This window comes from Novosphingobium sp. UBA1939 (genome assembly GCF_002336885.1).
In the GTDB taxonomy this organism is placed as follows: Bacteria; Pseudomonadota; Alphaproteobacteria; order Sphingomonadales; family Sphingomonadaceae; genus Novosphingobium.
In genome coordinates, this window is record NZ_DDFB01000148.1 from 26,798 (window position 1) to 53,376 (window position 26,579).

Genomic DNA, 26,579 nt, shown 5'->3' on the forward strand with positions numbered 1-26,579 from the left:
TCACGCGTCCTGTCCCAGAAATTCGGATGCGATCGTTATGTAGTTGCGGCCCGCTTCCCGCGCGGCCACCGTCGCTTCCCGAAGCCCCATGCACACCCGCGCCTTGGCAAGGCGGATCAGCATGGGAAGGTTGATGCCGGCAATCACTTCCACCTTGCCCGCCTGCATAAGCGAGATGGCCAGGTTGGACGGCGTGCCGCCGAACAGGTCGGTAAGGATGATCACGCCATCCCCGCTGTCCACTCGCCGAATCGCATCGGCGATTTCCTTGCGGCGCTTTTCCATGTCGTCATTGGGGCCGATGCATACACCGATGACATCGGATTGCCTGCCGACCACATGCTCCATGGCATGGATGAATTCCTCGGCAAGAGCGCCGTGCGTTACGAGAATCAGACCAATCATGAAACAGGATGGCTCCGAAAGACGGCCGAGCATCTTATCCTGCCCATGCTTAACGCAGGCTTTGCAGGATCACGCGATACGCGAAACCGTTGGCAATTCCATTGCACGTCTTCCAGAGCGACCTCACCCAGTCTCTCGCCGGTCGTCTTCGAGCAGGTCAGCCGCCCGTGACGCCAGATTTCTGTGCTGCAATGTGGGAGAAAATCCGGCGTCGCGCAAGGCGGAAGCGATCTGTTCGGCCATGAACACCGAACGATGGCGGCCTCCGGTGCAGCCGAAAGCAATGTTAACGTACGCTTTTCCGTGCTCCTCGAAGCGCGGAAGCAACAGCAGCAGCAGGTCGCGAATGCGGGCAAACGCCTCGTCGAACGCCGGGTCCTGGCGGATATAGTCGCCCACCGGCGCGTCCTGCCCCGTCATCGGACGCAGATCGTCGATCCAGTGCGGATTGGCCAGAAAGCGCATGTCGAAGATCAGGTCGGCCAGCGGGGGCATCCCGCGCGAAAAGCCGAAGCTTGTAATGGTCACCGTGGTCCGCGCCGGCCCCTGATCGCCGAACCGTTCGCGGATCGTGCGTTGCAGGTCGTTGGTGGTGAAGCTGGTGGTGGAAATGACCACGTCCGCCCAGCGCCGCAGCGGCTCCAGCAACTCGCGTTCGGCCGCGATGCCGGTCGCGGCCGGCTTGCCCTCGCTCATCGGATGGCGGCGGCGCGTCTCGTTGTAGCGGCGCTCCAGTTCGGTGCCGGCGCAATCGAGGAACAGGGTCGTGATCGACAGGCCGGGCCGTTCGGACAGACCCTTGACCAGTTCGATGGTCTTGGCGGGATCGAACCCGCGCGTGCGGGTATCGAAACCGATCGCCAGCGGCGTGCCGGAATCGAGCGCCGCCGAACCGCGTTCGGTTTCCAGCAGCCGGTCGAGCAGGCGGATGGGGAAATTGTCCACCGCTTCCCAGCCCATGTCCTCCAGCGTGCGCAGCGCCGTGGTCTTGCCCGCGCCAAGAACACCGGTCACCAGCAGGATGCGTTGGGGGTTATCCTCGGATTCGCGCGCCATGCCAGCCTTCTGCGCTTTCCCGGGCACTAAGGAAAGAACTCTCGAAAATCGGTTGTTTCAGAAATCGGGAAGGCCGAATTGCCGCAGCGCCACTTCGGCACGCAGCGCCAGCACCGGCGTATCGGGATAGAGCCGGATCATCGGCAGAGCGCACCCCGCCAACACCGCGCTGTCGGCCGCCGCGACGAACCGCGGCGCGGCCGCATCGAGTCGCACCACCAGCGCCAGAGGCACGCCTCCCACCGCCGGCATCTCGACGAGGCCGAGGTTGCGGATTTCGAGCTTGCCCGCGATCCGGGGATGCGGGCTGGCGATGACACGGCCGTTCCGCGCCTCGATCAGCACGCCGTCATCGCCCACCAGCGTCGCGCCGCGATCGATCAGCGCCAGCGCCAGGCTGGATTTGCCTGCCCCCGGCGGCCCTTCGATCAACAGCCCCTGTGTTCCGATCATCACGCATGTCCCCTGATGCGTGATGGGCTGCGCATCGCTCATGCCGTTTCCTCCCGGTCGAGCGGCATTTCCAGCAGCAGACAGGCCCCGGCCGCTCCGTCAGGCCTGTCGGTGATCGTCAGGGCGCCATCGTGCGCTTCCGCGATCGTGCGGGCAATGGCCAAACCCAACCCGCTGTGCGAACCGAATGCCTCGTCGGCCGGGCGCACCGAATGGAACCGCTCGAACACTTTTTCCCGTTCGCTTTCCGGAATGCCCGGCCCTTGATCGGATACGGAAAGCCAAACGTTCGCACCTTCCCCCCCGACCGCGACATCGACCACGCCTTCGGGCGGTGAGAACGACACCGCATTGTCCAGCAGGTTTTCCAGCACACGTTCCAGCCGCACGGCATCGCCCCGTACCAGGGTTCCCCCCTCTCCGCGCGCGAAGCGGATGCGCACCGCCGCCCGGTCCGGTCTGGCGTCGCGCGCGCCCACCACCTGCGCCGCCAGATCGGCCAGGTCGAGCTGCGTGAAGGTCGCGCGGCTCAGTTCCGCGTCGATCCGGCTCGCATCGGCGATTTCCGTGATCAGGCGATCGATACGCTGGACGTCATGCGCGGCGATCGCCGCCAGCTGGCGGCGCAGGTCCGGATCCTCGATCCTTTCCATCGCCTCGATCGCGCTGCCGAGCGACGCCAGCGGATTCTTCAATTCGTGCGCCACATCGGCGGCGAAGCTCTCCACCGCGTCGATCTTCTGCCGCAAGGCGGCCGTCATGTCGGATACGGCGCGCGCCAGCAGCCCGATCTCGTCCCCCCGATCGGGCAGGCGCGGCACCACCACCTCGCGCTCTCGCCCCAGCCGCACACGCACCGCGGCGCGGACCAGCGCCCGCAACGGCTGCACGATCGTCCGCGCCAGAAACAGCGACAACTGGATGGACAGGAGCAACGCCAGGCCGATGATGATGACCAGCGTCTGTCGCGCGTCTCGCACCGCCTGCGTGATATCCAGCGCGTTGCGCGTGGTCAGCAGCATGTCCCCGTCCGATCCCACAGGCGTCGCCGCGCTGATCACCGGCGTGCGGTCGGGCGCATAGCGCAGATAGACCGCTGTTGCCCGGTGTTCGCGGGCGGCGGTGATTTCCGGCCAGTTTCCGCCATCGGGGCTGGCGGGTTCACGATAGCTGTCCACCTTGGGCGCCCCCACGACCAGGTCCACGCCCCGGTCGAGCAAGCGGGCGGCCTTCTGGTACCACGGCTCGGTTTCCGGATCGATCAGCACGAACGACGGACCCGCCAGGGCAAAGCTGTCGGCCACCAGCGCATTGTCCGCGCCATAGAGCCGCAAGCGCAGCCGCTGCTCCGAACCGATTCGCGCGATCAGCATCCGGCGGTCGGGCAGCGCAACCGGCTCGACAGCGTCGGCGACAATTTCCGCTTCCGCCCGCGCCAGTTTGAAACGCTCCTTGAGAAGCTGCGTGCGATAGCTGTCGAGGTAGAAGAAACTGCCCGCCAGCAGCGCCAGCGCGATCACGTTCACGGCCAGGATGCGCACCGTCAGCGACGGGCCGCGCGTGCGCGTCAGGCCGATGCGCGTCAGACCAAGGCGTCCGGCGCGCTGGGGCGCCGGTTCGGCAAGGCCGTCATTCATCGGCAAAACTGTATCCCGCGCCATAAAGCGTCTCGATCGCGGCGAAGGCGGGATCGGCGGCGCGGAACTTGCGGCGAAGGCGCTTGATGTGGCTATCGATCGTGCGGTCGTCCACGAACACGTCATCGTGATAGGCCGCGTCCATCAACTGGTTTCGCGTCTTCACCACGCCCGGCCGCATGGCCAGCGCCTCCAGGATCAGGAACTCGGTAACCGTGAGCGAAACCGGCGCGCCGTTCCATTCCACCAGGTGCCGGGCGGGGTCCATCACCAGCCTTCCGCGCCGGATCGGATCGGGAAGCGGCTCGGCCGGAGCCGTCTCGGTTGCATCGCGGCGGACGATTTCGCTGCGCCGCAAGATGGCCCGGATGCGCGCGATCAGCAGCCGCTGGCTGAAAGGTTTGGCGATGTAATCGTCCGCGCCCATGGCGAGGCCCAGTGCCTCGTCCGCCTCGTCGATCTTGCTGGTGAGGAAGATGACCGGCAGATCGCTTTTCTCGCGCAGCCGTCGCAACAGCTCCAGGCCGTCCATGCGCGGCATCTTGATGTCGAACACCGCAAGGTCCGGGGGGTTGTCGAGCAGGGCCTTGAGAGCGGCCGCCCCATCCGAATAAAGCCGCGTCACAAAGCCCTCGGCCTGCAGCCCGATGGAGACCGTCGTCAGGATATTGCGGTCGTCGTCGACCAGGGCCACGGTCGCAGCCCGATGCGGGATCGCGGTTTCGTTGCCGGACATCGCCTTCGCATAATCGCCCATCGAAGTTCCGGCAAGGCGGCGCCTGTCGATAGCCCCATCGCAGGGTCGTTACAGACGCAACCTGCCCGCCGCACAAATTGTGCATCGCAGCACCATTTATTGCAAAAAACGCAACTATCGTGCAAAAAACTGCACATTCCGCGGGATTTGACGCGATGCCGACCACGCACTATGCGCAATCGGGAATCAACGCATTCGTATTCGCAAAGCGCCGCCCGCGCAGCCCGGAAATGACCCCGGTCCCGCAGGCAGTGCAGCATGGGAGACCCAATGTGTCCGATAGCCGCCTGAACGTGCCCCTTTCGCAGCAGGGCTTCCCCGAACCGGCCGAACTCTTCGCCAACCTGGGCACGGCACCGCTGGTCGAGCACGCCGTTCGCAATGGCGAGGGCCTGCTCGCCGCCGAAGGCCCGTTCGTGGTCGCCACCGGCAAGCACACCGGGCGTTCGGCCAAGGACAAGTTCATCGTCAAGGATGCCGAAACCGAAAACACGGTGTGGTGGGGCAAGACCAACGTTGCCATGACACCGGAACACTTTGCCGCGCTGAAGGCTGATTTCCTGAAGGCGCTGGCCGAAAAGGACCGGCTCTACGTGGCCGACCTGTTCGGCGGTTCGCAGCCGGAACACCGCGTCAACGTGCGCGTCATCAACGAACTGGCCTGGCATAACCTGTTCATCCGCACGCTGCTGGTCCGCCCGAGCAAAAGCGAACTCGCCACGTTCGCGCCCGAATACACGATCATCGACCTGCCCAGCTTCCGTGCCGACCCCGAGCGCCACGGCAGCCGCAGCGAAACCGTGATCGCGGTCAACTTCACCGAAAAGCTCATCCTGATCGGCGGCACGGCCTATGCCGGCGAAATGAAGAAGTCGGTGTTCGGCATCCTCAACTACCTGCTGCCCGTGAAGGGCGTGATGCCGATGCACTGTTCGGCCAACATCGGCCAGGACGGCAAGACCGCCGTGTTCTTCGGCCTTTCCGGCACCGGCAAGACCACGCTTTCGGCCGACGCCAGCCGCACGCTGATCGGCGATGACGAACATGGCTGGTCCGATACCGCGGTGTTCAACTTCGAAGGCGGCTGCTATGCCAAGATGATCCGCCTTTCGGCCGAAGCCGAACCGGAAATCTTCGCCACCACCAAGCGCTTCGGTACGGTACTGGAAAACGTGGTGATCGATCCCGACACCCGGCTGCTCGATCTCGACGACAATTCGCTGGCCGAAAACAGCCGCGGTTCCTATCCCATCGATTTCATTCCGAATGCATCGGAAGAAAACCTGGGGCCGGTGCCCGCCAACCTGATCTTCCTGACGGCGGATGCCTATGGCGTACTCCCGCCGATCGCGCGCCTCACCCCGGACCAGGCGATGTATCACTTCCTGTCGGGCTACACCGCGCGCGTTGCTGGCACCGAAATCGGCGTGACCGAACCGGAAGCGACCTTCTCCACCTGCTTCGGCGCACCGTTCATGCCGCGCCACCCCTCGGTCTATGGCAACCTGCTGAAGGAACGCATCGCCAAGGGCGGCGTGAAGTGCTGGCTGGTCAACACCGGCTGGTCGGGCGGCAAGGCGACGATGGAAGGCATCAAGCGCATGCCGATCAAGGCGACGCGCGCGCTGCTCAACGCCGCGCTGGACGGCAGCCTGAACGACGCCCAGTTCAGCAAGGACCCGAACTTCGGCTTCGAAGTGCCGGTTGCGGTGCCGGGCGTGGACAGCAAGCTGCTCGATCCGCGCGCAAGCTGGGCCGATGCGGAGGAATACGATCGCACGGCGCAGACGCTGGTCCGCCAGTTCATCGACAACTTCGCGCAGTTCGCCGATCACGTCGATGAAAGCGTCCGCCAGGCTGCCCCGGTCTCCGCGACCGAAGCGGCCTGAGACCTGCCGGGAACCCTGGTGCCCTGACCCGCGGGCCGGAGCCATCAGGGTTCCGGCTCCAGGATCACCAGCACTTCCCGGACCATGCCGACCGACTATCCCACCCCGTTCCGCACCGACGCGGCCGTGCGCCGTGTCGGTCAGGGCTTGCTGGACCATTCGCTTGCCAAGGCGGAATGGACGCACGAAGCGCACCTCGCAGCGTGCCTGTGGCTGTTGCGCGAACGCCCTGATATCGCTCCCGAACGCGATCTTCCCGCGATCATCAGTGCTTACAACGTCGCGGTCGGCGGCGAGAATACGGACAGCGCCGGCTATCACGAGACGCTGACCCAGCTTTACGTCACCGCCATCCGCCAGTTCGCGGCTGCCCTGCCGCCGGAGACTCCGCTGGCCGATGCCGTTCACCGCTTGCTGGAAAGCGAGATAGCGGCGCGCGACTGGCCGCTGCGGTTCTACTCGCGCGACCGCCTGTTTTCCGTCGAAGCGCGCCGCCGGTTCGTGGAGCCCGATCTCCAACACTTGGGCTAAGTCAGCACAAGTTCGGTCGAATTTGCAGCGCAGGTTCGTTGCGCTGGCATGAAACTGGTGTCAGAATGGCACCTTGCAGGTCGATCATCGGGACGGGGGCAGCCGTTGATGATACTTGCGCCTACCAACGCTCGACAGGACTGCATTTTGATCGTTCCCGTTTCCGCTACCGTGCTCCTGCTAGCCAACGCCTCGTTCGCATCTGAAACCCCGAACCCATCGGTCGAGGCTGCCGCGCCGCAGGTGCCAGGGGACGATGCCACGGCGCCCGTCGTCGTATCGACAACGGCGCAGGGAGCGACCGCGCAAGCGTCCGCCGCCCCACCCCCCAAGGCCGATCCGAACGCCATTACCGTGGAGGCAAAGCGTCGCCCCTCACCCACCGATCCGTTCGAGAACATCAACGAGAAATCGTACGAAGTGGTCCAGGGCGTGGACAAGGCCTTCGTCGCGCCCGTCGCCAGCGTCTATCGCGATGGCTTGCCCGGCCCGCTCCGCGACGGCCTGCACAACGTGCTTTACAACCTGGACGAACCGGTCGCGTTCGTGAACTTCGTGCTCCAGTTGAAGCCGCACAGCGCGCTGAAGACGCTGGGCCGCTTCATGATCAACTCCACGCTCGGCATCGGCGGCCTGTTCGACGTTGCCAAGCGCAAGCCGTTCCACCTTCCCTATCGCCACAACGGCTTCGCCAACACGATGGGCTACTACGGCATCGGCCCCGGCCCTTATGCCTTCCTGCCGATCGTGGGGCCAACCACGCTGCGCGACGGCATCGGCCTGTTCTTCGATCGCGCCTTCATCCCCACGCTGGTGCGCGGGCCATTCAAGCATCCCGCCTATTCGATCGGCGCCAGCGTGGTGCGCTCGCTCGACTACCGCGTGGAGTTCGACGATACGCTGCGCAAGCTGAACATCGAAGCCAAAGACCCTTACGCCGCGACGCGGACGTATTATCTCGCGATGCGGCAGGCGGAGATCGACGCGCTGCACGGCAAGATCACGCCGGTTCCCGATCCGTCCTCGTTCGCGCCCAAGACCCCGGCAGTGCCCGCCCCGGCGCCTGCGCCAGCACCGGAAGCAAGCGCGCCGGCCGCCCCTGCCGCGATGGTGCCAGTGCCGGCGGNNCCTGCCGCGACGGTGCCAGCGCCGACGGAGGCTCCCGCCGCCCCGCCAGCCGCGCCCACGCAGCCGTAAAGCGGTTCAGGCGAAGGCCCGCGTCGCCTTGAGCCGGTTGTAGGCTTCTACCACCTGCTGCAGGCGTCCTTCGTGGCTGCGGTCGCCACCGTTGCGATCGGGATGATAGCGCCGGACCAGTTCCGAATAGCGCGATCGTAGCGCCCGGCGATCGGCATCGAAAGCCAGCCCCAGCACCTCGTAAGCCGCGCGTTCTTCAGGGCCGATACCGCGCTGCGCGGCTTCCTGCGCGTTGCGGTGATCCTGACGGCGCGCCTTCGCCCGCGCCGCGATTGCCTCCAGCGGATCGGCGAAGTCCGCCCAGCGCGGAGCGGCATCGATGCCCGCATCCGGCCGGAACGCGCGGGAATGCGTGTCCCACCCNNGCGTTGAACGCGCGGACATGATCGAGGCAGAACCAGCGGTAATCGCCGGGGCCGTCGAAGCCCGAAGCACGCACGCCGGGCGCGCGGAATTCTCCCGGCTGGTCGCAGCCGGGAGCATTGCAAAGGCGCCCTGCATTGTGGACGCGGCCGTGAAACTTGTCTTGCCTCATTGGGCTTTCACATGGTGTCTGACGCGCTAAAACGGAAGACATGACAGGACCGATCGCACAGGAAATCGAACAGAGGCTGAAAGAAGCCTTCCTTCCGCTACGGCTTGCGGTGATCAACGACAGCGCCAGCCACCATGGCCATGCCGGACACGACGGGTCGGGCGAATCGCATTTCACCGTCGAGATCGAAAGCGCGGCCTTTGCCGGCGTTTCCCGGCTGGAGCGCCAACGCATGGTCAATCGCGCGCTGGGCGATCTGCCGGGGCAACGCGTCCACGCGCTGGCCATCAAGGCGCGGGCGCCCGGCGAATGACGGCAAGCGCCACGGCGCGGCGCATCCGCAGGGCGGCGCGCATCCTGCTGTTCGATACCGATGACCGGCTGCTGCTGTTCCGCTTTACGCCCGAAGGCCGCAGCCCATTCTGGGCCACGCCGGGCGGCGAATGCGATCCGGGCGAGGACTGGGCCGACGCGGCCCGGCGCGAACTGCTGGAGGAAACCGGCATCGTCGCCGATCCCGGCCCGGTGATCGCCGCGCGCGGCAACGATTTCGTGACCTTCGACGGCGAACCCGTGACGGCGGACGAGCGCTATTTCCGCATCCGCGTGTCCGCCGCCGCGATCGATACCAGCGGCCATACGGAACTGGAGCGCCGGCTGATGTGCGAGCACCGCTGGTTCGACAGGGCCGAGCTTGCCGCATGGCCCGAACGCATATTCCCGCCCGAACTGCTCGATCTGCTTGACCGCGACGGCGCCAGCGGGGAACCATCGGCCTGACAAAGCCGCGCCATGCAGAATCGCGGGATCGGATAACGAGAGGAAGCGGAGAGGATGACGTTCAACGGACAAACCGTGTGGATCACAGGCGCATCCTCCGGCATCGGCGCCGCGATGGCGCGGGCGCTGGCGAAGGACGGCGCGCATCTGATCCTGTCCGGCCGTAACGCCGCCGCGCTTGAAGAAGTGGCGGCCGATTGCGGGAATGCGTTGGTGCTGCCTTTCGATGTCGGCGATGCGGACGCGCGCGATGCGGCCGTGGCCGCCGCGTGGGAATGGGCGCTGGCAAGAAGCGGCGGCGTGGACATGCTGGTCAACAATGCCGGGCTCAGCCAGCGTTCGCTGGCCGTTGATACCGCGTTTTCGGTCTATGAACATATCGTGGGCATCGACCTGCTGGCCCCCATCGCGCTGACGCAAGCCCTGCTGCCGCGCATGGCGGAGCGGGGCGAAGGTCGTTTTGTCATGATGTCGAGCGTCGCCGGAAAGGTCGGCGTGCCGATGCGGACAGCCTATTGTGCCGCCAAGTTCGGCCTGATCGGCTATGCCGACGCCTTGCGCGCCGAAACCGCGCACCTGGGGCTGAAGATTCACGTCATTGCGCCGGGTTCGGTCCGCACCAACGTATCGCGCAACGCGATGACCGCCGATGGCAGTCTGCGCGGTGCCAGCGATCACGCGATCGAGAACGGCATCGCGCCGGAAGAGGCCGTTGCCGAGATGCTGGCGGCAATCCTGCGCGATGAACGCGAAATCGTGATCGCGCGCGGGATCGAGCAGCAGATGGGCGAGCTGCGCCGCACGCCCGACGCGCTGTTTGACCAGGTCGCCGCGATGATGGCCGCCGGGTACGCGGAAAAGATGCAACGGGAGGGGTAACCAGCATGGAACAGCAGCGGATCACGCTTGCCAACGGAATCGAACTGGACGTGGTGGACGTGGGGCCAAGGGATGCCCCGGTCCTGATCTTCCTGCACGGCTTTCCCGAATCGCACCGCACCTGGCGCCACCAGGTTGCGCATCTTTCGGCGCGCTATCGCTGCATCGCGCCCGACCAGCGCGGTTATCGCGGATCGTCCAAGCCCGAAGGCGTCGAAAACTACACGCCGGACAAGCTGATCGGCGATATCTTCCTGCTGGCGGACGCGCTGGGCGTCGACAAGTTCACCGTGCTCGGCCACGACTGGGGCGGCGCGATCGCCTGGGGCGTGGCGCTTATGGGCCAGGGCACGCGCGTGACGCGCGCGGTGATCGCCAACGCCCCCCACCCCGGTGTGTTCCAGAAGCTGCTCTATCTCGATCCCGTCCAGCGCGCGGCCAGCCAGTACATGCGCGCCTTCCGCGATCGCGCGAACGACGCGCTGGTGCGCGAACATGGCCTTGCCGCGCTGCTGATGAAGGCGCTCGACTGGAAGCGGTCGCCGGTGATGGAGCCGGAAGAACGCGATGCATTGATGCGGGACTGGCAGGATGCCGACGCGAGCATCGCGATGCTCAACTGGTATCGCGGCAGCCCCATCGACGTGCCCCCGCTCGACGCGCCCTATGCGCTGCCGGACGGCTTCACGCCGCCGCCGCTGCCACCGCTCAACATCCCGACGCTGGTGATCTGGGCGCTCGACGATCTGGCACTGCCGCCCGCCAATCTCGAAGGGCTGGAGTCCGGTATCCCCGATCTGACGATCGAAAGGATTCCCGATTGCGGGCACTTCGTGCCATGGGAAGCGCCCGAGGAAGTGAACGCGGCGATCGACAGCTTCTTCGCCCGTACCGAATTCAAGAGGTCCGATGGCTGAACAGCACGAGCAAGCCCCCTCCGGCAAGCGCCCGCTGATGCGCAATCATGGCGGTGGGCACGCCCCGGTAAGCAACCTCGAACTGTTCTTCGATCTCGTTTACGTCTTCGCGATCACGCAGCTTTCGCACACCTTGCTGCACCATCTTTCGTGGATGGGGCTGCTGGAAGCGGCCTGCCTGTTCCTGGCGGTGTGGTGGGCGTGGATCTACACCGCCTGGGTCACCAACTGGACCGATCCGGAACGCGGGCCGGTGCGGTTGATGCTGATCGCGGTAATGCTGGGCAGCCTGCTGGTTTCGGTCGCCCTGCCCGATGCGTTCGGCGAAACCGGCCTGCTGTTCGCGGCGAGCTACGTCGCCGTCCAGCTCGGGCGCTCGCTGATGACGATCGCGATCATGCGTGGCGAGGACCGAGGCGCCGCGCGCAACATGGTACGCATAGCGTTCTGGTTCGCCCTGCCCGCGCCGCTGTGGATCGCGGGGGCGCTGGCCGATCCGCACGGCACGCGGATCGCCCTGTGGTTCGCCGCGCTGCTGATCGAATATCTCGGGCCCATCCTGTGGTTCCGCACGCCGGGACTGGGCCGGTCGACTCCGGGCGACTGGAACATCTCGGGCAGCCACATGGCCGAACGCGGCGGGCTGATCGTCATCATCGCGCTGGGCGAAGGCATTGTCGTGACCGGCGCGAACTTCGCCGAGGCTACCCATGATCCCGCGCATGTGCTGGCGTTTCTGCTCGCCTTCGTGGGTTCCGTGCTGATGTGGTGGATCTATTTCGACACGGGTGCGCAGCGCGGGGCGGAGCACATCGAGCACCACGCCGAAGCGGGCAAGGTCGCGCGCGCGGCCTACACCTACCTGCACATGCCAATCGTGGCCGGAATCGTCGTCAGCGCCGTGGCCGACGCGCTGCTGCTCGAAGAACCGGCTGGTCACACGGAGCCGGGACTGGTGCTGACGCAATGCGGCGGCCTTCTGGTCTATCTGCTCGGCAACGGCCTGTTCAAACGCTTCTCCAGCCCGCTCAGGGTCTTCCCGCCGTCGCATCTGGCAGGCTGCTTTCTGCTTGCGGTGGCAGGCCTGTGGGCGTGGCTGATGCATCCCCTGGCGCTGGCCTTCGTCGGCGTGAGCGTCCTCGTGCTTGCCGTGGTGGCGGTGTGGGAATGGGGCTCCTATCACGGCGGCTGGAAAAGCCGGTTCGCGCAGGGCTGAACCCGGTCACCGGCTTTCGCCAGCCGGTTCAGCCGCGCCAGTCGATCGAGGTGCCGTGCGGATGCGCCCGCGCCAGCATGCGCGGGGCGCCGTCGCCCGGCCAATAGCGCACGGCGAGTTCGTGCAGGTGAATTTCGCGGTTGGCCTCGAGTGCTATCCACGCCAGCGCCCTCTCCGCCGAAGCGCGCGCACCGGCCGCCTCCATGGCGGCGGTAACGCGCTCCTGCTGGTCGCCGGGCACATATTGCCAGACGATCGAATGCATCAGCACGCGCGTGGTGCCCGCTGCTTGCGGCCTGGCCAGTTCCGCCTCGACGAAATCGGCGGCGTTCATCTTCACCAGATCGGGCGGAGCGGCGCGCGCGGCATCGATGGCCGCTTCCAGCCGCTGGAAACGCTCCGTCATTTCCGGCCAGACGAACGCCTTGAGCCGCAGCGCCTGCGCCGGGTCCGCCAGATCGACCGGGGCGACGTCGCAGCCGCGCGTGGACGCGATCTCGATGGCGCGCGCCGGCGGTGGCGCGCCCTGCCATACGGGGGCGATCCGCAACGCGCCCGGCTCCGGCCCCACGTTCACGCCGCCCAGCGCATAGTGGTAGCGCGCCAGCATCAGATTGATCCCGCCGCTCGATCCGATTTCCAGGCACTGGAAGCGCGGCGGCAGGCCCTGGTCGGCCAGCCACAGCATCGCCGCGACGAAATTGGCGGAGCGCCCTGCCTCGTTGGTCTGCGGCGGCCCATCGAGCCAGGGCTGAAGGTCCGCGTCATGCGCGGCGATCACCCCTGCAATGATCGCCGCGTCGTCGATGTCCTGCGCCCCGGCGTAGAGTGCGGCCAGCGCAGGCGCGCGGCCGGACAGGTGCAGCCCATGAAGCGCGCCCGCCACGCGCAACGGCAGCGCATCGGCCAGCGGCGCGCCATGCCACCCGCGAATCCGGTCGAGCAGCGGCCCGCGTTCCCCGCGCTCCAGCAATTGCGCCACTGCGGCGCAGACCCGCGCGGTCACCGGCGCGCCGGCATTCAGGCAATAGGCGACCTGGTTGGCGAAGGCGGTGGCGATGGCATCCATGCCCGTCGCCTGCATATCGACGAATTCATATTTGCCTGTCATCGCCAGCTCTCCTTGCCCTTTGCGCCCGCTCGCCATATGGGCGGCCGGTTATGACTCCAGCCGCACCGACCGCTTCGCAGCTCGTCTTCGCTCTGCCCAAGGGCCGCATCCTCGATGAAGCGTTGCCCCTGCTCGCGCAAGCCGGGTTGGTGCCCGAGGCGGAGTTCCATGACAAGAACTCCCGCGCGCTGAGCTTCGCGACGAACCAGCCGGACGTGAAGATCATCCGCGTCCGCGCCTTCGACGTGGCGACGTTCGTGGCGCATGGCGCGGCGCAGGCCGGCATCGTCGGGTCCGACGTGATCGATGAGTTCGACTATGCCGATCTTTACGCGCCGGTCGATCTCGACATCGGGCATTGCCGGCTTTCCGTGGCCGAGCCGGTCGCGGTGGACGGGGCGGCGGACGTGGCCCGCGAAAGCCATGCCCGCGTCGCCACCAAGTATCCCAACCTCACGCGGCGGCACTTCGAGAAGCTGGGCGTGCAGGCCGAAGTGGTGAAGCTCAACGGCGCGATGGAGCTGGCGCCCTCGCTGGGGCTGGCCAGCCGCATCGTGGACCTCGTTTCCACCGGCCGCACGCTGAAGGACAACGGGCTTGTAGAAACCAGCCGGATCATGCCGGTTTCGGCGCGGCTGATCGTCAACCGCGCCGCGCTGAAGACCGACAGCGCCCGGCTGGGCGGCCTGATCGATGCGTTTCGCGCGCTGGTGGCGGAAAGGAAGGCGGCCTGATGCTCCGGCTCAAGTCCAGCGATCCCGATTTCGGCAGGGCCTTCACCCGGCTGGTCAAGGACCGGCGCGAAAGCGACGAGAACGTCGCGCGCGACGTGCAGACGATCATCGAGGACGTGCGCCTGCGCGGCGATGCGGCGCTGGCCGAATATACCGAGCGGTTCGACAACCACCTGCCCGGCGATGACGACTGGCGCATCGCGCCCGAGGCGTGCCGCGACGCGTTCGAGACGCTGGCGCCAGACTTGCGCGCAGCGCTGGAACTGGCCGCCCAGCGCATCCGCACCTACCACGAGGCACAACGGCCGCAGGATCGCGACTACGTCGATGATGCCGGCATCCGGCTCGGCGCGAAGTGGCGGGCGGTCGATGGCGCGGGGCTTTACGTGCCGGGCGGCCGCGCCGCCTATCCATCGTCCCTGCTGATGAACGCCATTCCCGCCAAGGTCGCGGGCGTGGAGCGGCTAGTCATCGCCACGCCCACCCCCAAGGGCGAGATCAATCCGCTGGTGCTGGCCGCCGCGCACCTTGCCGGGGTGGACGAGGTCTGGCGCGTGGGCGGCGCGCAGGCGATCGCCGCGCTCGCTTATGGCACCGGCCGCATCCGGCCCGTGGACGTCATCACCGGCCCCGGCAATGCCTGGGTGGCCGAAGCCAAGCGACAGCTCTACGGCGTGGTCGGGATCGACATGGTGGCCGGCCCATCCGAAATCCTCGTGATCGCCGACGCGAAGAATGATCCGCAGTGGATCGCCGCCGATCTGCTCAGCCAGGCCGAGCACGACCCTGCCGCGCAATCGATCCTGATTACCGACGATGCGAAGTTCGCCGACATGGTGGCCGACATGGTGGGGGTGGAGATCGCCATGCTACCCAAGGCCAAGGTCGCCAAGGCAAGCTGGGACGCGCACGGCGTTATCATCGTCGTCGATTCGCTGGACGAGGCCCCCGCCCTCGCCAATCGCCTTGCCGCCGAACACGTCGAGATCGCGACTGACGATCCCGAAGCGCTGTTCGCCCAGATCCGCCATGCCGGCTCCGTCTTCCTCGGACGTAACACGCCCGAGGCCATCGGCGATTACGTCGCCGGCCCCAACCATGTCCTGCCCACCGGGCGCCGCGCGCGCTTCTCCTCGGGCCTTTCTGTTCTGGATTTCATGAAACGCACCAGCTTCATTGCGGTGAGTGACGCCGGTCTCGATGCCGTCGGCCACGCCGCCATTCAACTTGCCAACGCCGAAGGGCTGACCGCCCATGCCCGCTCGATCGAACTGAGGCTCGGCATATGACCGTCCGCAACGGCCGCGCGCCGGGCCAGGCCCGTTCCGCCGCTCGCCTGGCGGCGGTGCAGGCGCTCTACCAGCTTGAGATGGAAAAGCCCGAGCTGCGGCTGCTGCTGGACGAATTCCACCAGCACCGGCTGGGCGCGGAGATCGAGGACGTCGAGTATCTCGCTGCCGACGTGAGCTTTTTCGACGATATCGTGAAGGGCGTGGACGCCCGCCGCGACGAGATCGACGGCCTGCTCACCGCGCGTCTTGCACAGGGCTGGTCGCTTTCGCGGCTGGATCGCACGATGCACCAGGTGCTGCGCGCCGGCACCTACGAGCTGCTGGCCCGGCGCGACGTGAACGTCGGCACGGTCATCACCGAATACGTCGATGTCGCCCACGCCTTTTTCGAGGAGCGCGAGGCGAAGTTCGTCAACGGCCTGCTGGATGCCGTGGCGAAGGACGTGCGCCAATAGACCCGGATGGCCCTGTCCTCCTCCCGTTACGGAAGGGGGACAGGATAGCGCGACCTAAAGCCGTTCCGCGTGCCAGCGCACGTGGTCTTCCATGAAGGTGGAAATGAAGTTGTAGCTGTGGTCGTAGCCTGGCTGCATCCGCAGCGTGAGCGCCACGCCCGCCGCCTTGCAGGCCGCCTCGAACAGTTCGGGCCGAAGCTGTTCGGCGAGGAACTGGTCCGCACCGCCCTGATCAACGAGAATGTCGCCAGCCGGACGTCTGCCGTCCTCGACCAGCGCGGTCGCATCGTGCGCGCGCCACGCGGCCCTGTCCTCACCCAGATAGCCGCCCAGCGCCTTGTGGCCCCACGGCACTTGCCCCGGCGCGACAATCGGCGCGAAGGCCGACAGCGACTTGAACTTGTCCGGATAGGTCAGGCCCAGCGTCAGCGCCCCATGGCCGCCCATCGAATGGCCGGTGACGCCCATGCGATCGAGATCGACCGGGAAGTTCGCCGCCAGCAGCGCCGGCAGTTCCTCGGCGACGTAATCCCACATCCGGTAATGCGGCGCGAACGGCGCCTGCGTGGCATTGACGTAGAAGCCCGCACCCAGCCCGAAATCATAAGCGCCCGCGGGATCGTCGGCCACGCCCTCGCCACGCGGCGAGGTATCGGGTGCAACGAAGACGATGCCGCGTTCGGCGCAGGCCTTGCGGTATTCGCCCTTGTCGGTGACGTTCGCATGCGTGCAGGTCAGCCCCGAAAGGTAGATCAACACCGGCAGCTTGGCGCCCGCCCCTGCTTGTGCCTGCGGGGGCAGGAAGACCGAAAAGGTCATTCCCGTCCCCGTCGCGGTCGAAGCGTGCGCATAGACACCCAGCGTGCCGCCGTGCGCCTTGCTCGTCGAAACCGTCTCAAGCGTCATCCGGTCAGCCCAGAACGTGCAGCGCGCACAGCTTGTTGCCGTCCGGATCGCGCAGATAGGCGAGATAGTACGGGCTGCCTTCGCGCGGTCCCGGCGGGTCTTCGCACGCCGTGCCGCCATTGGCCACGCCAGCGGCATGCCATGCATTCGCCTGGTCCGGCGTCATCCCGAAACCGACGGTCCCGCCGTTGGCGAAGCAGGCAGGCTTCCCATCGATCGGAAGGGTCAGGATGAAGATGCCCCCGTTGTGCTGGTAGATGAGCCGGCCCTTGGGGTCGGTCACGCCTTCCGGCCCGCCGAACGCGGCGAACGTGGCGTCGTAGAACTTCTTGGAGCGGGCAATGTCATTGCTGCCCAACATCACGTGCGTGAACATGCGTATCTCTCCCTTCGCGATAGCCGGAAACGCTTAGAGGGCGTCGGCTCCCGAGGGTCAAGTGCTCTCTTGCGCCGGTCAGTTCAGGCGTCAGTTCTGGGCCGCGATCAGTTGCACGGCGCGGTCCAGCGCGGGCAAGGCGGATACGCCATCGGGCACGTCGTTGGCATAGATCGAGAAGATCAGTTCCTGCCCGCTTGCCGCCCGAAGAAAGCCTGAAAGCGCGTTGCTGGCGTTGAGCGAACCGGTCTTGGCGAAGATCGCACCCTGCAGCGGCGTTGCGGCGAAACGGTTCTTCAGGGTGCCATCCACGCCGCCCACCGGCAGCGTCGCGCGCCACACCGCGCCCCAGGGCTGGCCGGCGGCCCAGCGCAACAAAAGCACCGTCGCGCGCGGGCTGGCGCGGTTGTAGGTCGACATGCCCGAGCCATCGAAAAAGTCGTAGCCGGCGCGCGGCACCCCGGCCTGCGCCAGCACGCCGCGCAGCGCGGCAAGTCCATCGGCCACCGACCCGCTTCCCGAAAGCCGGCCGATCCGCCGCAGCAACAGTTCGGCGTGGAGGTTCTGGCTGTCCTTGTTGATCCGCATCACGTCGGAGGCAAGCGCCGGCGGAGAAAGCCGTGCCAGGAACACGGGTTCCGGCGCCACGGGCACAGGCCGGGTGCCGCGCTGGCGGGGATCGTCAAGCGGCGTGGCGGGACGATGGCGCACGCGGACGGCGCCGGTCACTTTCACGCCGCGCGCTTCCAGCAGGGCACGCAACCGGCTGGCGGCATAGTGCGCGGGATCGTCGATTCCGACGCGATAGCGCCACGACGCGCCCGCCGGGATCGTGCCAGCCAGCCGCAATTCGTCTCCGTTCGGCGCGCGGTCGAAGGCCAGCGCCCGCGTACCTCCTTCCAGAGTCACGGCTTCGTTGCGCAGGCGATAATAGGGCAGCGTCGCCTGCGGCGTCTGCCCGCCGGCCGCGCCCTGGACCACCAGCTCCAGCGCGTTGTCGTCCAGCGAGAGCGCGGAGATACCGGTGCCGGATTCGGTCACCTGGTTGTTCCAGCTCATGCCGGTGCTCCAGCGCTCGTCCGGGAACCAGCGATCGTCGCCGATCACGTCACGGACCTTGCGCGTCCGCGCGGCGACCGCATCGGCCAACGTGGCGAGGCAATCCTCGGCACAATCGGGCGCGGAAGACAGGCGGGCATCGCCGTGCCCATAGAGCGCCACGTCGCTGCCCGCTTCCAGCGCCACCGCCGCGCCACCTTGCGCATCCGGCGCGTCGATGCCCGGCAGCAGGGCATAGGCCGCGATCGTGGTGAACAGCTTGGTGTTGGATGCGGGGATGAAACGCGCGTCCGGGTTGATCGCCACAATCTCGCGCCCATCCGCCGTCGTGACCAGCAGGCCGAAGCGCGTGCCGGCGGGCGCGGCGGCGAGAACCTGCTCCACCTGATCTTGCAAGCTGGCGGCCTGCGCGGGCGGGGGCGCGGCCAAAGCGGCGGGAACCGGGGTAGCGGCGCAGGCCAGCGCGAGGACAAGACACGGCATGCGCGCGATCATCATGCCATGATGCCCCGCGACCTGCCGCTTGTCGATGACCTTGAATGCAGCGCGGCACGCGCGGCTGGAACAGACAAAAAGACGGGGCGCGTTCTCCCGGAACACGCCCCGCAAGCAACTGCCACCACGGGGATTTCAGGCGGCGGCAGCGATAAGGCGGCGGATGTCCTCCGAACCTTCGACATGAACCGGCGCGCCGGTCTTGCGCCGACGGGCAAGCCATTCGCTCATCGTTTCGGCGGTCGTGTGGTCCATGCCCTTCAGGCCATCGAGGTCGAGCCGGACCGGACGGTTGGCCGGCAGGCGCTCCAGCGCGCCCGTCAGCTTGGTCAGGCTCAGGAACGTGGCCGTGCCTTCCAGCGCGACATGCGATTCATGCTCGTCGTGGCTCTCGTCCACCTTGAGCTTGAGGTTGCGGCGATAGGGCACCAGTTCGAGCAGCGACATGGCGAGGCCAACCAGAACACCCGTCAGCAGGTCGGTCGCGACCACGAGCACGAAGGTGACGACCCAGATCGCCGCCGGCAGCAGACCGTGCGCATGGAACAGGTGGCGCACATGATCGAGGCTCACCAGCTTCCAGCCGGTCACCACCAGCACCGCGCCCAGCGCCGCCATCGGCACCTCGCGCAGCAGCCAGGGCAGCAGCGCCACGAAGCCGAGAATCCAGATGCCGTGCAATACGGTGGACATACGGGTCTTCGCGCCGGCCTGCACGTTGGCGGAACTGCGGACGATCACACCGGTCATCGGCAGCGCACCGAACACGCCGCACAGGAAGTTGCCCACGCCCTGTGCGCGCAGTTCCTTGTTGTAATCGGTGCGCACGCCATCGTGCATCCGGTCGACCGCCGCCGCCGACAGCAGCGTTTCCGCGCTGGCGATGAAGGCGATGGCCACCGCGGTGACAATCAGGCCGGGGTTGGCCAGCACGCCGAAGACGCCGGTATCGGGCAAGGCGAACGCCGCCGCGATCGATTCCGGCACCTGGATGCGCGCCACGTCCAACTGGAAGAAGTAGGCGACCAGCGTGGCCGTGACCACGCCCAGCAGCGCCGCCGGCACCAGATTGAGCGAAGCCGGACGCAGCTTTTCCCAGGCGATCATCACGCCGATGGTGAGCAGGCCGATCATCAGCGCGAATTCGGTGGCGCGCAGGCTCCACGGTTCAAGGCCCAGGACGCGGCCGGGAATGGCAGCCAGGTTCTCCATGCCATTGGACAGCGGCTTGGCGTCGAACAGGATGTGGAACTGCCCGACCACGATCAGCGCGCCGATCCCGGCGAGCATCCCGTGGACCACCGCCGGCGAAATCGCGCGGAACAACCCGCCCATGCGCACGACGCCCGCCAAGAATTGGACCAGACCCGCGATCACCAGCACCGGACCTAGCGCGGACATGCCGTAATCGCGCACGAATTCGAACACGATCACGGCAAGGCCCGCCGCCGGGCCACTTACCTGCAGGGGCGACCCCGCCAGCATACCCACGACGATGCCGCCGATGATCCCGGTCACCAGTCCCTTTTCGGGCGGCACGCCGGATGCGATCGCGATGCCCATGCACAGGGGCATCGCGACCAGGAACACGACGATCGACGCGGTGAAATCGCGCGCGATGTGCGCGAACGGCCCCCGCCCCACCGTCTGGCTTTCCGCCATCTGGCTCATTCGGCAGCCTCCGCCAGCGGGCCTTCGGCAGAAATGCGGCGCGCGGCCGGCAGGGCGACGGGAAGCGGCTGATCCTCGCGCATCGGCACGAACTGGCCGGTCACGCCGTCCAGCCCCAGCACCTGGCCCGCGTGGATGTCCACGAACCAGCCGTGGAGCGCCATTTCGCCCCGCGCGATCGCGGCGGCGACCGACGGGTGGGTGCGCAAGTGATTGATCTGCGCGATCACGTTCTCAAGACTCAGCGCGCGCACCCGCTCCGTCCCGTGAAGGTGCGGCGAGCCGGTGCTGACAATGTGCTCCGCGGCCGCGCCGTGCCGCAGCCAGGCCGCGACGTTGGGCATCCCGTCGAGCATCGAGGGATCGGAGAGCGCCTTCATCGCGCCGCAGTCCGAATGGCCGCAGACGATGATGTCGCTGACGCCCAGCGCGGCCACGGCATATTCGACGGTCGAGGAAACGCCGCCGTTCATCGTCGCGAACGGGGGAACGATGTTGCCGGCATTGCGGCACACGAACAGTTCGCCCGGCTCCGCCTGAAGAATATGCTCCGGCACGATGCGCGAATCCGCGCAGGAAATCATCAGGGCCTTGGGTGACTGGCCGTGATGCGCCAGCTTGTGGAACAGTTCGCCCTTGTCGGGGAACACGGTCTTTTCGAAACTGAAGACCCGGCCGATAAGCTCGTTCACGGTCAACTCCTGCAAAACAGAGGATGCCCGGCTCTTTGCACTCCGGGCTTGTCCCCAAGCTAAGCGGGTGGTTTTTCCGTTGTTCCGCAGGACTGTAAGAAATTGTTGCTCCGCAGCAACGGCGGCTCAATCGGGCACGCGTGGCAGACGGATGGTCGCGCGAAGGCCGCCTTGCGGGGCATTGCGCAAATGCAGCCGGCCGTTTTCGGACCGGATTGCGCGGTGGACGATGGGCAAGCCCAACCCCATCCCTGGCGTATCGCGCGAACGGGCATTGTCGAGCCGCACGAACGGCTGAAGCACTTCCTCCAGTTGATCGTCCGGAATGCCGGGGCCATCATCGGCCACTTCGATCTCGATAAGATCGCCCCGGTCGCGCACCGCGACGCGGACGTTGCCGCCATAGTGCAGCGCGTTCTCGATCAGGTTGGAAACGGAACGGCGCACGGCCACCGGGCGCGCCACCATGTCCAGACTGTCCGGCCCGGCATAGACCGCATCCGCGCCCCGGTCCGATGCGGCATCGACCAGTGTCTGCACCATGGCCGCCACATCGATCCGCTGCTGCGCGGTGCGATCGTCCCCCGATTCCACGAAGACCTGCAACGAGGCGAGCAGATCGCGCATCTCGTCGATATCGCGGCTCATTTCCTGATGGGCCGCCGGATCGATCCCGGCATTGTCCAGCCGCAATTGCAACCGCGCCAGCGGCGTGCGCAGATCGTGGCCGATCGCCAGCAGGGTCTGCGATCCCCGCGCCAGCAGCTCGTGGATGCGCAATTGCATGGCGTTGAACGCGTGGATCAGCTCGCGCACTTCGGCCGGGCCGGTCTCGGGCAACGACTGCGGCTGCGCCGAGCCGACCCGGCGCGTTGCCTGCACCAGCGTGGCCAGCGGCCGCAGCGTGGTGCGGAACAGGAACCAGGCCAGCAACGCCAGCAAGGCCGTGGGCAGCACCGTCTGCCCCACCCGCCCCAGGTTGAGTGTCCAGGCGGATCGGCTGAACGTGCGGAAGGTGAGGTAGGAGCGGTCGGAGAGCGTCATCGAACCGCCGATGTCCCCTTGCCCGCGCAAGGGCAGCAGGTGCATCCGCAGATCAACCTTGCCCAGGTCCGGTTCGAACGCCAGCACCTGCGCGCGCAGGCGGGTCAGGCTGACCGTGGTCGGCAGCGTGTCGGGCTGGGCGGACCAGCGGACGCTGAACCGCTCGGTGCTCAGTTCGCGCGCCACAACGCTGCGGTTGGCCGGCTCGGTCCGTTCGATCACGCGATAGGCGATGGTCAGGTGCTCGGCCATGCGCGCGGCATCGTCTTCGCGCAGCGCGAAATCGTTGGCGCGATCGAGCACGATCGAATTGGCCACGAAATCGATCGTCGCCACCAGCAGCAGAATCGCGAGCAACCGGCCGGGCAATCCCATGCCGCCTCCAAACTTCTGCAGGAAGCGGCGAAAACCGTTCAAGCGCGCTCCACCTCGGCGCTCAGCATATAGCCGATGCCCCGCACGGTCACGATCGGCGCCTGCCCGCCGGCGGCGGACAGCTTGCGGCGAAGGCGGCTGACCAGCACGTCCACGCTGCGGTCGGAGCTGTCGGCCAGGCGCGTGCGCGACAGTTCGATCAAGCGCTCCCGCCCGATCACGCGCTGCGGCTGGCCGAGGAAAGCCGCAAGCAGATCGAACTCCGCGCCGGTGAGATCGACGATTGCGCCCGAGGGCGAGCGCAGTTCGCGCCGGGCGACCGAGAGCGTCCAGCCCAGGAAGCGGATCTCGCTGGACCGTGGCTCCGCCGCGTCATCCGTGGGGGCGCCATGACGGCGCAGCACCGCGCCGATCCGCGCGATCAGTTCGCGCGTGCCGAAGGGCTTGGCCAGGTAATCGTCCGCGCCCAGTTCCAGCCCCAGCACGCGATCCTCTTCGCTGCCGCGCGCGCTGACGAAGATGACCGGCACTTCGCTGGTCTTGCGCAGGCGGCGCAGCAAATCGATGCCGCTGGTGCCCGGCAACATGATGTCCAGCACCACGAGGTCAGCCGGCTCGTTTTCCAGCAGCACCCACATTTCGGCGCCGGTCGCGGCGGCGCGGACGTGGTAGCCGTGTTCGCGCAACGCGCGCGACGTCAACGTGCGCAACGGCGCATCGTCCTCAACCAGTACGATCGAAGGGGCGGTCATCGGAAGGTATCAACACTCTTCATTGCCGGGGACAATAGGGATTGCGGGTCCACGCCGCAATCATCGCCGTGCGCCAGTTATAGCGGCAGCGGGGCAGCCATGTTCCCGCGCCACAGCGCGGGCGGGAACATGGCGCAAACGTCAGTGCGCTGCGTGCCCGGCCGGCACATTTGCGGCCAGACGGCGGGCATCAAGATCGCGCGCGCGATGCGCGGCGCAGGCCACGTCCTTGCCGGGATGCGGATTGCACACCCGCGTCACCGTGGGCGTCGCGTCGGCGATACGCTTCGTGGAAGGCGCCGCAGCAGGCGCACCGCAGACTATCGCGCGTCCGCCGGCCTGCGCCGCGCAACCCGGCTGGACCGAAGGCGAGGAAACAGCGGCGGAGGCCATGGCAACCAGAGTCATAACGATCATCTCAAAACTCCCGAAATACTGATGATTCCGGGCTAACGCATGCGCCATTTCCTGATCCGCTCGCGAATGTGAGGAAGTATTGCTGCCGACACAAAGGCGCGTGAAATCGCACCAGTACCGCCTGTTTCGGGGCTTTCACCATTTCGCTTGCGCTGGAACACATGGCCGATAGGCTGCTTGCCATGGCCTCGCTCGTCACCGCTTCGCTCGCCGCCGTTGCCGCCGTCGTTGGCGGTCTGGTCGGCTGGACCGCTTTCAGCAGCGCACGCGTTTCGCGAATGATTCCGCGGGCGGGAAAAATCGCGGAAGTGGAAGGCGCGCGCCTCCATTACGTCGAACGCGGAACCGGGCGGCCGATCGTGCTGATCCACGGTCTGGGCGGACAGTTGCACAATTTCACGCATTCGCTGGTCGCGCGGCTGGAAAGCGATTTCCGCGTTATCGCGATCGACCGGCCGGGCTACGGCTATTCCGAATACAGCGGTGACGGACTTCCGACCCTGCAAAGGCAGGCGCGCATCGTCGCCAGCTTCATCCGCACGCTGGGCCTCGAAAAGCCGCTGGTGGTCGGGCATTCGCTGGGCGGCGCGCTTGCCCTGCAACTGGCGCAGGAGTTCCCCGATCTGATCTCGGGCCTCGTGCTGATATGCCCGCTGACCCAGCCCATCAGCGAGGTGCCGGACGTATTCAAGGGCCTCGTCATCCCCTCGCCCGTCGCCCGCAGGATCGTATCGTGGACGCTGGCGGTGCCGATCGGTCAGCTTCGCGGCGAACAGACATTGGCCGCCGTTTTCGCGCCGGAGACGCCGCCCGCGGATTTCGTCACGGCAGGCGGCGGCGCGCTCGGCCTGCGTCCGTCGGCGGTGTGGAGCACCTCCAGCGAGGCGAGCGGGGTTGGCGACGAGATGGCCGCGCTCGCCGCGCGCTATTCCGAAACACGCACGCCCACGGGAATCCTGTTCGCGCAACAGGACGCGATTCTCGATCCCACGCTGCATGGCGAACGCACGGCCGCGGCGCTGCCCGACGCCACGTTGCGGCTGATCCCCGGCGGCCACATGATTCCGGTCACCGCGCCAGACGCCGTCGCCGCCTTCATCCGCGAACGCGCGGCGGTCTGACCTTTTTCACATCGGGTAGGGATAGCGCTCCAGCACAGGCCCCAACGCGTCCCTGAGCGACCCGAGCCAGGCTTCGTAGTGGCGGTGCTGGTCCAGCCCCTCGCGGAAGATCGGCCGGCGCACCTGTTCGGAACTGGCCGTCCGCACCGCGCGCGCGTTTTCGTGAAAGCGCAGGCACGCCGGCTCGAACGGCAGCCCCACATGATCGAGCAGGCGGCGCACCTCGCCCTCGGTATCGGCGACCATCGCTTCGTAGTGAACGCGGTGAACCCGGCCCGGCAGCACCGCGTCGACATGGTCCATCAGCGCGACGTAATCGGCGTAATAGCGACCCATTTCGGCGAGGTCGTAGGAGAACGCCTGGCCGCGCGCGAAGTGCTGCTTGAAGTTGGAAAAGCAGCAGGCCATCGGATGGCGGCGCGCATCGATGATCGTGGCATTGGGCAGTATCAGGTGGATCAGCGGCACGTGCAGCCAGTTGTTGGGCATCTTGTCGATGAACAATGGCCGCCCAGTCCGGCGATGGACACGGGTACGTTCGAGGTATTCGGCCCCCATCGCCGCCAGACGCGCGGGATCGAGCGCGAGCAGGCCGGCAGGATAATCGTCGCGATCCGCGCCGGCATGATTGCCGGCAATGGCGCGGATGTCCGGCAGTTCCTGCGTGCCTTCGACGGCGGAATGCGATGACAGGATCTGCTCGATCAGCGTCGATCCCGCGCGTGGCATGCCCAGCACGAATATCGGATCGCGCGCCGGATCGCCCTGCCCCACCCGCGCGGCGAACACATCGGGCGTCAGCATCGCGCGCATCCGCTCCACGCGCCGCGTCGCCGGCACGTGCTCGATCGCGCTGCGGCGCAGGCGGTTGCCCTCGGCATAGTGCGCGAAAGAGGGTTCGTAGGCGCGGGCATCTTCCTGCGCCTTGCCCAGCGCGAAATGCAGATGGAAACGATCCTCGGCCGATAGGTCGTCGCGCGCGAGCGCGGCTTCCATCGCGGCGATATCCTCGGCCCCGAAGCGCACGGTCTTGAGGTTGGCCAGGCTCCACCACGCCTCGCCCAGCCGGGGTTCCAGATCGATCGCCCGGCGATAGGCGGCCACGCTGTCGTCCTGCCGGCCCACCGTCTTCAGGCTGTGCCCATAGCTGGTCCAGATGCGCGGCTGGTCCGGCCGAGCCGCCAGAACATCCTCGAATAGATCGACGGCCGCGTCCGTCTCTCCGATCATGGTCAGCGCGGCGGCCTTGAGGTTGCCGTAGGCGGGGTGCCCCGGCTCGGCTTCCAGCAAACGTTCGATCTGCTCCAGCGCCTGCGCGAAACGCTGCTGGCGATAGTAGACAAGCGCAAGGTTGAAGCGCGCTGGAGCGAACGTGGGGGCGATCTCCAGCGCATGTTCCAGAAGCGTGCGCGCATCGTCGTAGCGGCCGATCCGCCCCGCCACTTCGGCCAGCATCCGCAGCGCCGCTATATCGCGGTCATCCTCGCGCAAGTGCGCCTTGAGCAGGCGTTCGGCGATGGGGATGTCATTGGCGACCAGCGCCTGCGCTGCCTGCTGGAGACGGGGATGGTGGACCGAGGCGCGCAGTTCCGCCGCCTGCGCCATGCCCACGCCCGCGAAATCCCCGGCCTGCGCCAGTTGCGCCGCCAACAGACGCCACACATCGGGCCTCAGCGGGTCTTTCGACAACGCTTGCCGCAGCGCCGCGATCGAGGGACCGACCTTCCCCTGCGCCGCCAGCGCCTCGCCCAGCACGGCCAGCGTCGCCGCGTGGCCCGGCACGACACGCAGGATTTCGGCTGCCTGGCGCGCGGCCAGCGACGGCGC

27 protein-coding genes and 1 pseudogene are annotated in these 26,579 nt (G+C 67.0%); 12 read left to right on the forward strand and 16 right to left on the reverse strand.

Annotated features, from left to right (window positions below; genetic code table 11):
* The 5 genes from B3547_RS19915 to B3547_RS19935 form a co-directional block, all read right to left on the reverse strand.
* Positions 1–405, reverse strand: coding sequence for a PTS sugar transporter subunit IIA (locus B3547_RS19915; protein WP_124808415.1), 405 nt, complete (start codon positions 403–405; stop codon positions 1–3).
* Positions 406–528: 123 nt separating this feature from the next.
* Positions 529–1,461 (reverse strand): RNase adapter RapZ, encoded by a 933-nt coding sequence (gene rapZ / locus B3547_RS19920; protein WP_125956652.1) that lies wholly within the window; start codon positions 1,459–1,461, stop codon positions 529–531.
* Between the two features lie 57 nt (positions 1,462–1,518).
* Positions 1,519–1,956, reverse strand: a complete 438-nt coding sequence (locus tag B3547_RS19925; RefSeq protein WP_194918086.1) for an HPr kinase/phosphorylase — start codon at positions 1,954–1,956, stop codon at positions 1,519–1,521.
* Positions 1,953–3,551 carry an ATP-binding protein gene (locus tag B3547_RS19930; RefSeq protein ID WP_292966322.1) on the reverse strand — a complete coding sequence of 533 codons (1,599 nt, stop codon included), beginning with the start codon at positions 3,549–3,551 and terminating at the stop codon, positions 1,953–1,955. The genes B3547_RS19925 and B3547_RS19930 overlap by 4 nt, the downstream gene beginning before the upstream one ends.
* Positions 3,544–4,287 (reverse strand): response regulator transcription factor, encoded by a 744-nt coding sequence (locus B3547_RS19935; protein ID WP_190287166.1) that lies wholly within the window; start codon positions 4,285–4,287, stop codon positions 3,544–3,546. The genes B3547_RS19930 and B3547_RS19935 overlap by 8 nt, the downstream gene beginning before the upstream one ends.
* A 293-nt stretch (positions 4,288–4,580) precedes the next feature.
* Between B3547_RS19935 and B3547_RS19940 the strand changes: the two genes are divergently transcribed.
* The 3 genes from B3547_RS19940 to B3547_RS19950 all read left to right on the forward strand — a co-directional run bounded on the left by B3547_RS19940 (position 4,581) and on the right by B3547_RS19950 (position 7,925).
* Entirely contained in the window at positions 4,581–6,197 is a 1,617-nt protein-coding gene (locus B3547_RS19940) for a phosphoenolpyruvate carboxykinase (protein ID WP_292966325.1), read from the forward strand.
* An 84-nt stretch (positions 6,198–6,281) separates the two neighbouring features.
* A complete protein-coding gene (locus B3547_RS19945) occupies positions 6,282–6,728 on the forward strand; it encodes a hypothetical protein (RefSeq protein WP_292966329.1) in 447 nt (148 codons plus the stop codon).
* A 147-nt stretch (positions 6,729–6,875) separates the two neighbouring features.
* Positions 6,876–7,925, forward strand: a complete 1,050-nt coding sequence (locus B3547_RS19950) for an MlaA family lipoprotein (protein ID WP_292966332.1) — start codon at positions 6,876–6,878, stop codon at positions 7,923–7,925.
* Positions 7,926–7,931: 6 nt separating this feature from the next.
* Here the strand turns inward: B3547_RS19950 and B3547_RS19955 are convergent.
* Positions 7,932–8,460, reverse strand: a pseudogene (locus B3547_RS19955) (J domain-containing protein).
* 40 nt (positions 8,461–8,500) lie between these two features.
* Between B3547_RS19955 and B3547_RS19960 the strand changes: the two are divergent.
* The 5 genes from B3547_RS19960 to B3547_RS19980 are packed head-to-tail and all read left to right on the forward strand — an operon-like array spanning position 8,501 to position 12,252.
* A complete protein-coding gene (locus tag B3547_RS19960; RefSeq protein WP_124808407.1) occupies positions 8,501–8,773 on the forward strand; it encodes a BolA family protein in 273 nt (90 codons plus the stop codon).
* The gene (locus B3547_RS19965; RefSeq protein WP_124808406.1) at positions 8,770–9,240 is read left to right on the forward strand and encodes an NUDIX hydrolase; all 471 of its coding nucleotides are present in this window, start codon (positions 8,770–8,772) and stop codon (positions 9,238–9,240) included. The genes B3547_RS19960 and B3547_RS19965 overlap by 4 nt, the downstream gene beginning before the upstream one ends.
* A gap of 54 nt (positions 9,241–9,294) precedes the next feature.
* The gene (locus B3547_RS19970; RefSeq protein WP_292966338.1) at positions 9,295–10,119 is read left to right on the forward strand and encodes an SDR family NAD(P)-dependent oxidoreductase; all 825 of its coding nucleotides are present in this window, start codon (positions 9,295–9,297) and stop codon (positions 10,117–10,119) included.
* A gap of 5 nt (positions 10,120–10,124) precedes the next feature.
* Positions 10,125–11,036, forward strand: coding sequence for an alpha/beta fold hydrolase (locus tag B3547_RS19975; protein ID WP_124808404.1), 912 nt, complete (start codon positions 10,125–10,127; stop codon positions 11,034–11,036).
* A complete protein-coding gene (locus B3547_RS19980; RefSeq protein ID WP_292966342.1) occupies positions 11,029–12,252 on the forward strand; it encodes a low temperature requirement protein A in 1,224 nt (407 codons plus the stop codon). The genes B3547_RS19975 and B3547_RS19980 overlap by 8 nt, the downstream gene beginning before the upstream one ends.
* A gap of 28 nt (positions 12,253–12,280) precedes the next feature.
* Here the strand turns inward: B3547_RS19980 and B3547_RS19985 are convergent, their stop codons facing one another.
* Positions 12,281–13,363, reverse strand: coding sequence for a DUF2332 domain-containing protein (locus B3547_RS19985; RefSeq protein ID WP_292966345.1), 1,083 nt, complete (start codon positions 13,361–13,363; stop codon positions 12,281–12,283).
* A gap of 50 nt (positions 13,364–13,413) precedes the next feature.
* Here B3547_RS19985 and hisG point away from each other — a divergent pair, with 50 nt between their 5' ends.
* The 3 genes from hisG to nusB are packed head-to-tail and all read left to right on the forward strand — an operon-like array spanning position 13,414 to position 15,844.
* Positions 13,414–14,097, forward strand: coding sequence for an ATP phosphoribosyltransferase (gene hisG, locus B3547_RS19990; protein WP_292966348.1), 684 nt, complete (start codon positions 13,414–13,416; stop codon positions 14,095–14,097).
* Entirely contained in the window at positions 14,097–15,386 is a 1,290-nt protein-coding gene (gene hisD, locus B3547_RS19995) for a histidinol dehydrogenase (protein WP_124808400.1), read from the forward strand. The genes hisG and hisD overlap by 1 nt, the downstream gene beginning before the upstream one ends.
* Positions 15,383–15,844: a transcription antitermination factor NusB gene (gene nusB, locus B3547_RS20000; protein WP_124808399.1), complete on the forward strand. Its 462-nt coding sequence runs from the start codon at positions 15,383–15,385 to the stop codon at positions 15,842–15,844. The genes hisD and nusB overlap by 4 nt, the downstream gene beginning before the upstream one ends.
* Before the next feature lie 54 nt (positions 15,845–15,898).
* On the opposite strand, the gene fghA is transcribed toward nusB, so the two are convergent.
* The 8 genes from fghA to B3547_RS20040 all read right to left on the reverse strand — a co-directional run bounded on the left by fghA (position 15,899) and on the right by B3547_RS20040 (position 23,631).
* Positions 15,899–16,750, reverse strand: coding sequence for an S-formylglutathione hydrolase (gene fghA, locus B3547_RS20005; RefSeq protein WP_292966351.1), 852 nt, complete (start codon positions 16,748–16,750; stop codon positions 15,899–15,901).
* A 4-nt stretch (positions 16,751–16,754) separates the two neighbouring features.
* Positions 16,755–17,126: a VOC family protein gene (locus B3547_RS20010; protein ID WP_124808397.1), complete on the reverse strand. Its 372-nt coding sequence runs from the start codon at positions 17,124–17,126 to the stop codon at positions 16,755–16,757.
* A gap of 90 nt (positions 17,127–17,216) precedes the next feature.
* Complete coding sequence (gene dacB / locus B3547_RS20015; RefSeq protein WP_292966355.1) at positions 17,217–18,683, reverse strand: D-alanyl-D-alanine carboxypeptidase/D-alanyl-D-alanine endopeptidase; 1,467 nt, start codon at positions 18,681–18,683, stop codon at positions 17,217–17,219.
* A gap of 132 nt (positions 18,684–18,815) precedes the next feature.
* Positions 18,816–20,351, reverse strand: a complete 1,536-nt coding sequence (locus B3547_RS20020; protein ID WP_124808396.1) for a SulP family inorganic anion transporter — start codon at positions 20,349–20,351, stop codon at positions 18,816–18,818.
* Positions 20,348–21,043, reverse strand: a complete 696-nt coding sequence (locus tag B3547_RS20025; RefSeq protein ID WP_124808395.1) for a carbonic anhydrase — start codon at positions 21,041–21,043, stop codon at positions 20,348–20,350. The genes B3547_RS20020 and B3547_RS20025 overlap by 4 nt, the downstream gene beginning before the upstream one ends.
* Positions 21,044–21,169: 126 nt before the next feature.
* A complete protein-coding gene (locus B3547_RS20030; RefSeq protein WP_233497838.1) occupies positions 21,170–22,504 on the reverse strand; it encodes an ATP-binding protein in 1,335 nt (444 codons plus the stop codon).
* Positions 22,501–23,214, reverse strand: a complete 714-nt coding sequence (locus tag B3547_RS20035; protein WP_124808394.1) for a response regulator transcription factor — start codon at positions 23,212–23,214, stop codon at positions 22,501–22,503. The genes B3547_RS20030 and B3547_RS20035 overlap by 4 nt, the downstream gene beginning before the upstream one ends.
* A 141-nt stretch (positions 23,215–23,355) precedes the next feature.
* Positions 23,356–23,631, reverse strand: coding sequence for a hypothetical protein (locus B3547_RS20040; RefSeq protein WP_292966371.1), 276 nt, complete (start codon positions 23,629–23,631; stop codon positions 23,356–23,358).
* Between the two features lie 161 nt (positions 23,632–23,792).
* Here B3547_RS20040 and B3547_RS20045 point away from each other — a divergent pair, with 161 nt between their 5' ends.
* Positions 23,793–24,752 carry an alpha/beta fold hydrolase gene (locus B3547_RS20045; protein ID WP_292966373.1) on the forward strand — a complete coding sequence of 320 codons (960 nt, stop codon included), beginning with the start codon at positions 23,793–23,795 and terminating at the stop codon, positions 24,750–24,752.
* Between the two features lie 6 nt (positions 24,753–24,758).
* Here the strand turns inward: B3547_RS20045 and B3547_RS20050 are convergent.
* Positions 24,759–26,579, reverse strand: a 1,821-nt coding sequence (locus tag B3547_RS20050) for a tetratricopeptide repeat-containing sulfotransferase family protein (RefSeq protein WP_349676509.1), incomplete at its 5' end; no start/stop codon positions are given.

Coding starts and splice junctions, on each gene's coding strand:
- B3547_RS19915 (WP_124808415.1), bottom strand. CDS start 405: ATGATTGGTCTGATTCTCGTAACGCACGGCGCTCTTGCCGAGGAATTC.
- rapZ (WP_125956652.1), bottom strand. CDS start 1,461: ATGGCGCGCGAATCCGAGGATAACCCCCAACGCATCCTGCTGGTGACC.
- B3547_RS19925 (WP_194918086.1), bottom strand. CDS start 1,956: ATGAGCGATGCGCAGCCCATCACGCATCAGGGGACATGCGTGATGATC.
- B3547_RS19930 (WP_292966322.1), bottom strand. CDS start 3,551: ATGAATGACGGCCTTGCCGAACCGGCGCCCCAGCGCGCCGGACGCCTT.
- B3547_RS19935 (WP_190287166.1), bottom strand. CDS start 4,287: ATGTCCGGCAACGAAACCGCGATCCCGCATCGGGCTGCGACCGTGGCC.
- B3547_RS19945 (WP_292966329.1), top strand. CDS start 6,282: ATGCCGACCGACTATCCCACCCCGTTCCGCACCGACGCGGCCGTGCGC.
- B3547_RS19960 (WP_124808407.1), top strand. CDS start 8,501: ATGACAGGACCGATCGCACAGGAAATCGAACAGAGGCTGAAAGAAGCC.
- B3547_RS19965 (WP_124808406.1), top strand. CDS start 8,770: ATGACGGCAAGCGCCACGGCGCGGCGCATCCGCAGGGCGGCGCGCATC.
- B3547_RS19970 (WP_292966338.1), top strand. CDS start 9,295: ATGACGTTCAACGGACAAACCGTGTGGATCACAGGCGCATCCTCCGGC.
- B3547_RS19975 (WP_124808404.1), top strand. CDS start 10,125: ATGGAACAGCAGCGGATCACGCTTGCCAACGGAATCGAACTGGACGTG.
- B3547_RS19980 (WP_292966342.1), top strand. CDS start 11,029: ATGGCTGAACAGCACGAGCAAGCCCCCTCCGGCAAGCGCCCGCTGATG.
- B3547_RS19985 (WP_292966345.1), bottom strand. CDS start 13,363: ATGACAGGCAAATATGAATTCGTCGATATGCAGGCGACGGGCATGGAT.
- hisG (WP_292966348.1), top strand. CDS start 13,414: ATGACTCCAGCCGCACCGACCGCTTCGCAGCTCGTCTTCGCTCTGCCC.
- hisD (WP_124808400.1), top strand. CDS start 14,097: ATGCTCCGGCTCAAGTCCAGCGATCCCGATTTCGGCAGGGCCTTCACC.
- nusB (WP_124808399.1), top strand. CDS start 15,383: ATGACCGTCCGCAACGGCCGCGCGCCGGGCCAGGCCCGTTCCGCCGCT.
- fghA (WP_292966351.1), bottom strand. CDS start 16,750: ATGACGCTTGAGACGGTTTCGACGAGCAAGGCGCACGGCGGCACGCTG.
- B3547_RS20010 (WP_124808397.1), bottom strand. CDS start 17,126: ATGTTCACGCACGTGATGTTGGGCAGCAATGACATTGCCCGCTCCAAG.
- dacB (WP_292966355.1), bottom strand. CDS start 18,683: ATGATGATCGCGCGCATGCCGTGTCTTGTCCTCGCGCTGGCCTGCGCC.
- B3547_RS20020 (WP_124808396.1), bottom strand. CDS start 20,351: ATGAGCCAGATGGCGGAAAGCCAGACGGTGGGGCGGGGGCCGTTCGCG.
- B3547_RS20035 (WP_124808394.1), bottom strand. CDS start 23,214: ATGACCGCCCCTTCGATCGTACTGGTTGAGGACGATGCGCCGTTGCGC.
- B3547_RS20040 (WP_292966371.1), bottom strand. CDS start 23,631: ATGATCGTTATGACTCTGGTTGCCATGGCCTCCGCCGCTGTTTCCTCG.
- B3547_RS20045 (WP_292966373.1), top strand. CDS start 23,793: ATGGCCGATAGGCTGCTTGCCATGGCCTCGCTCGTCACCGCTTCGCTC.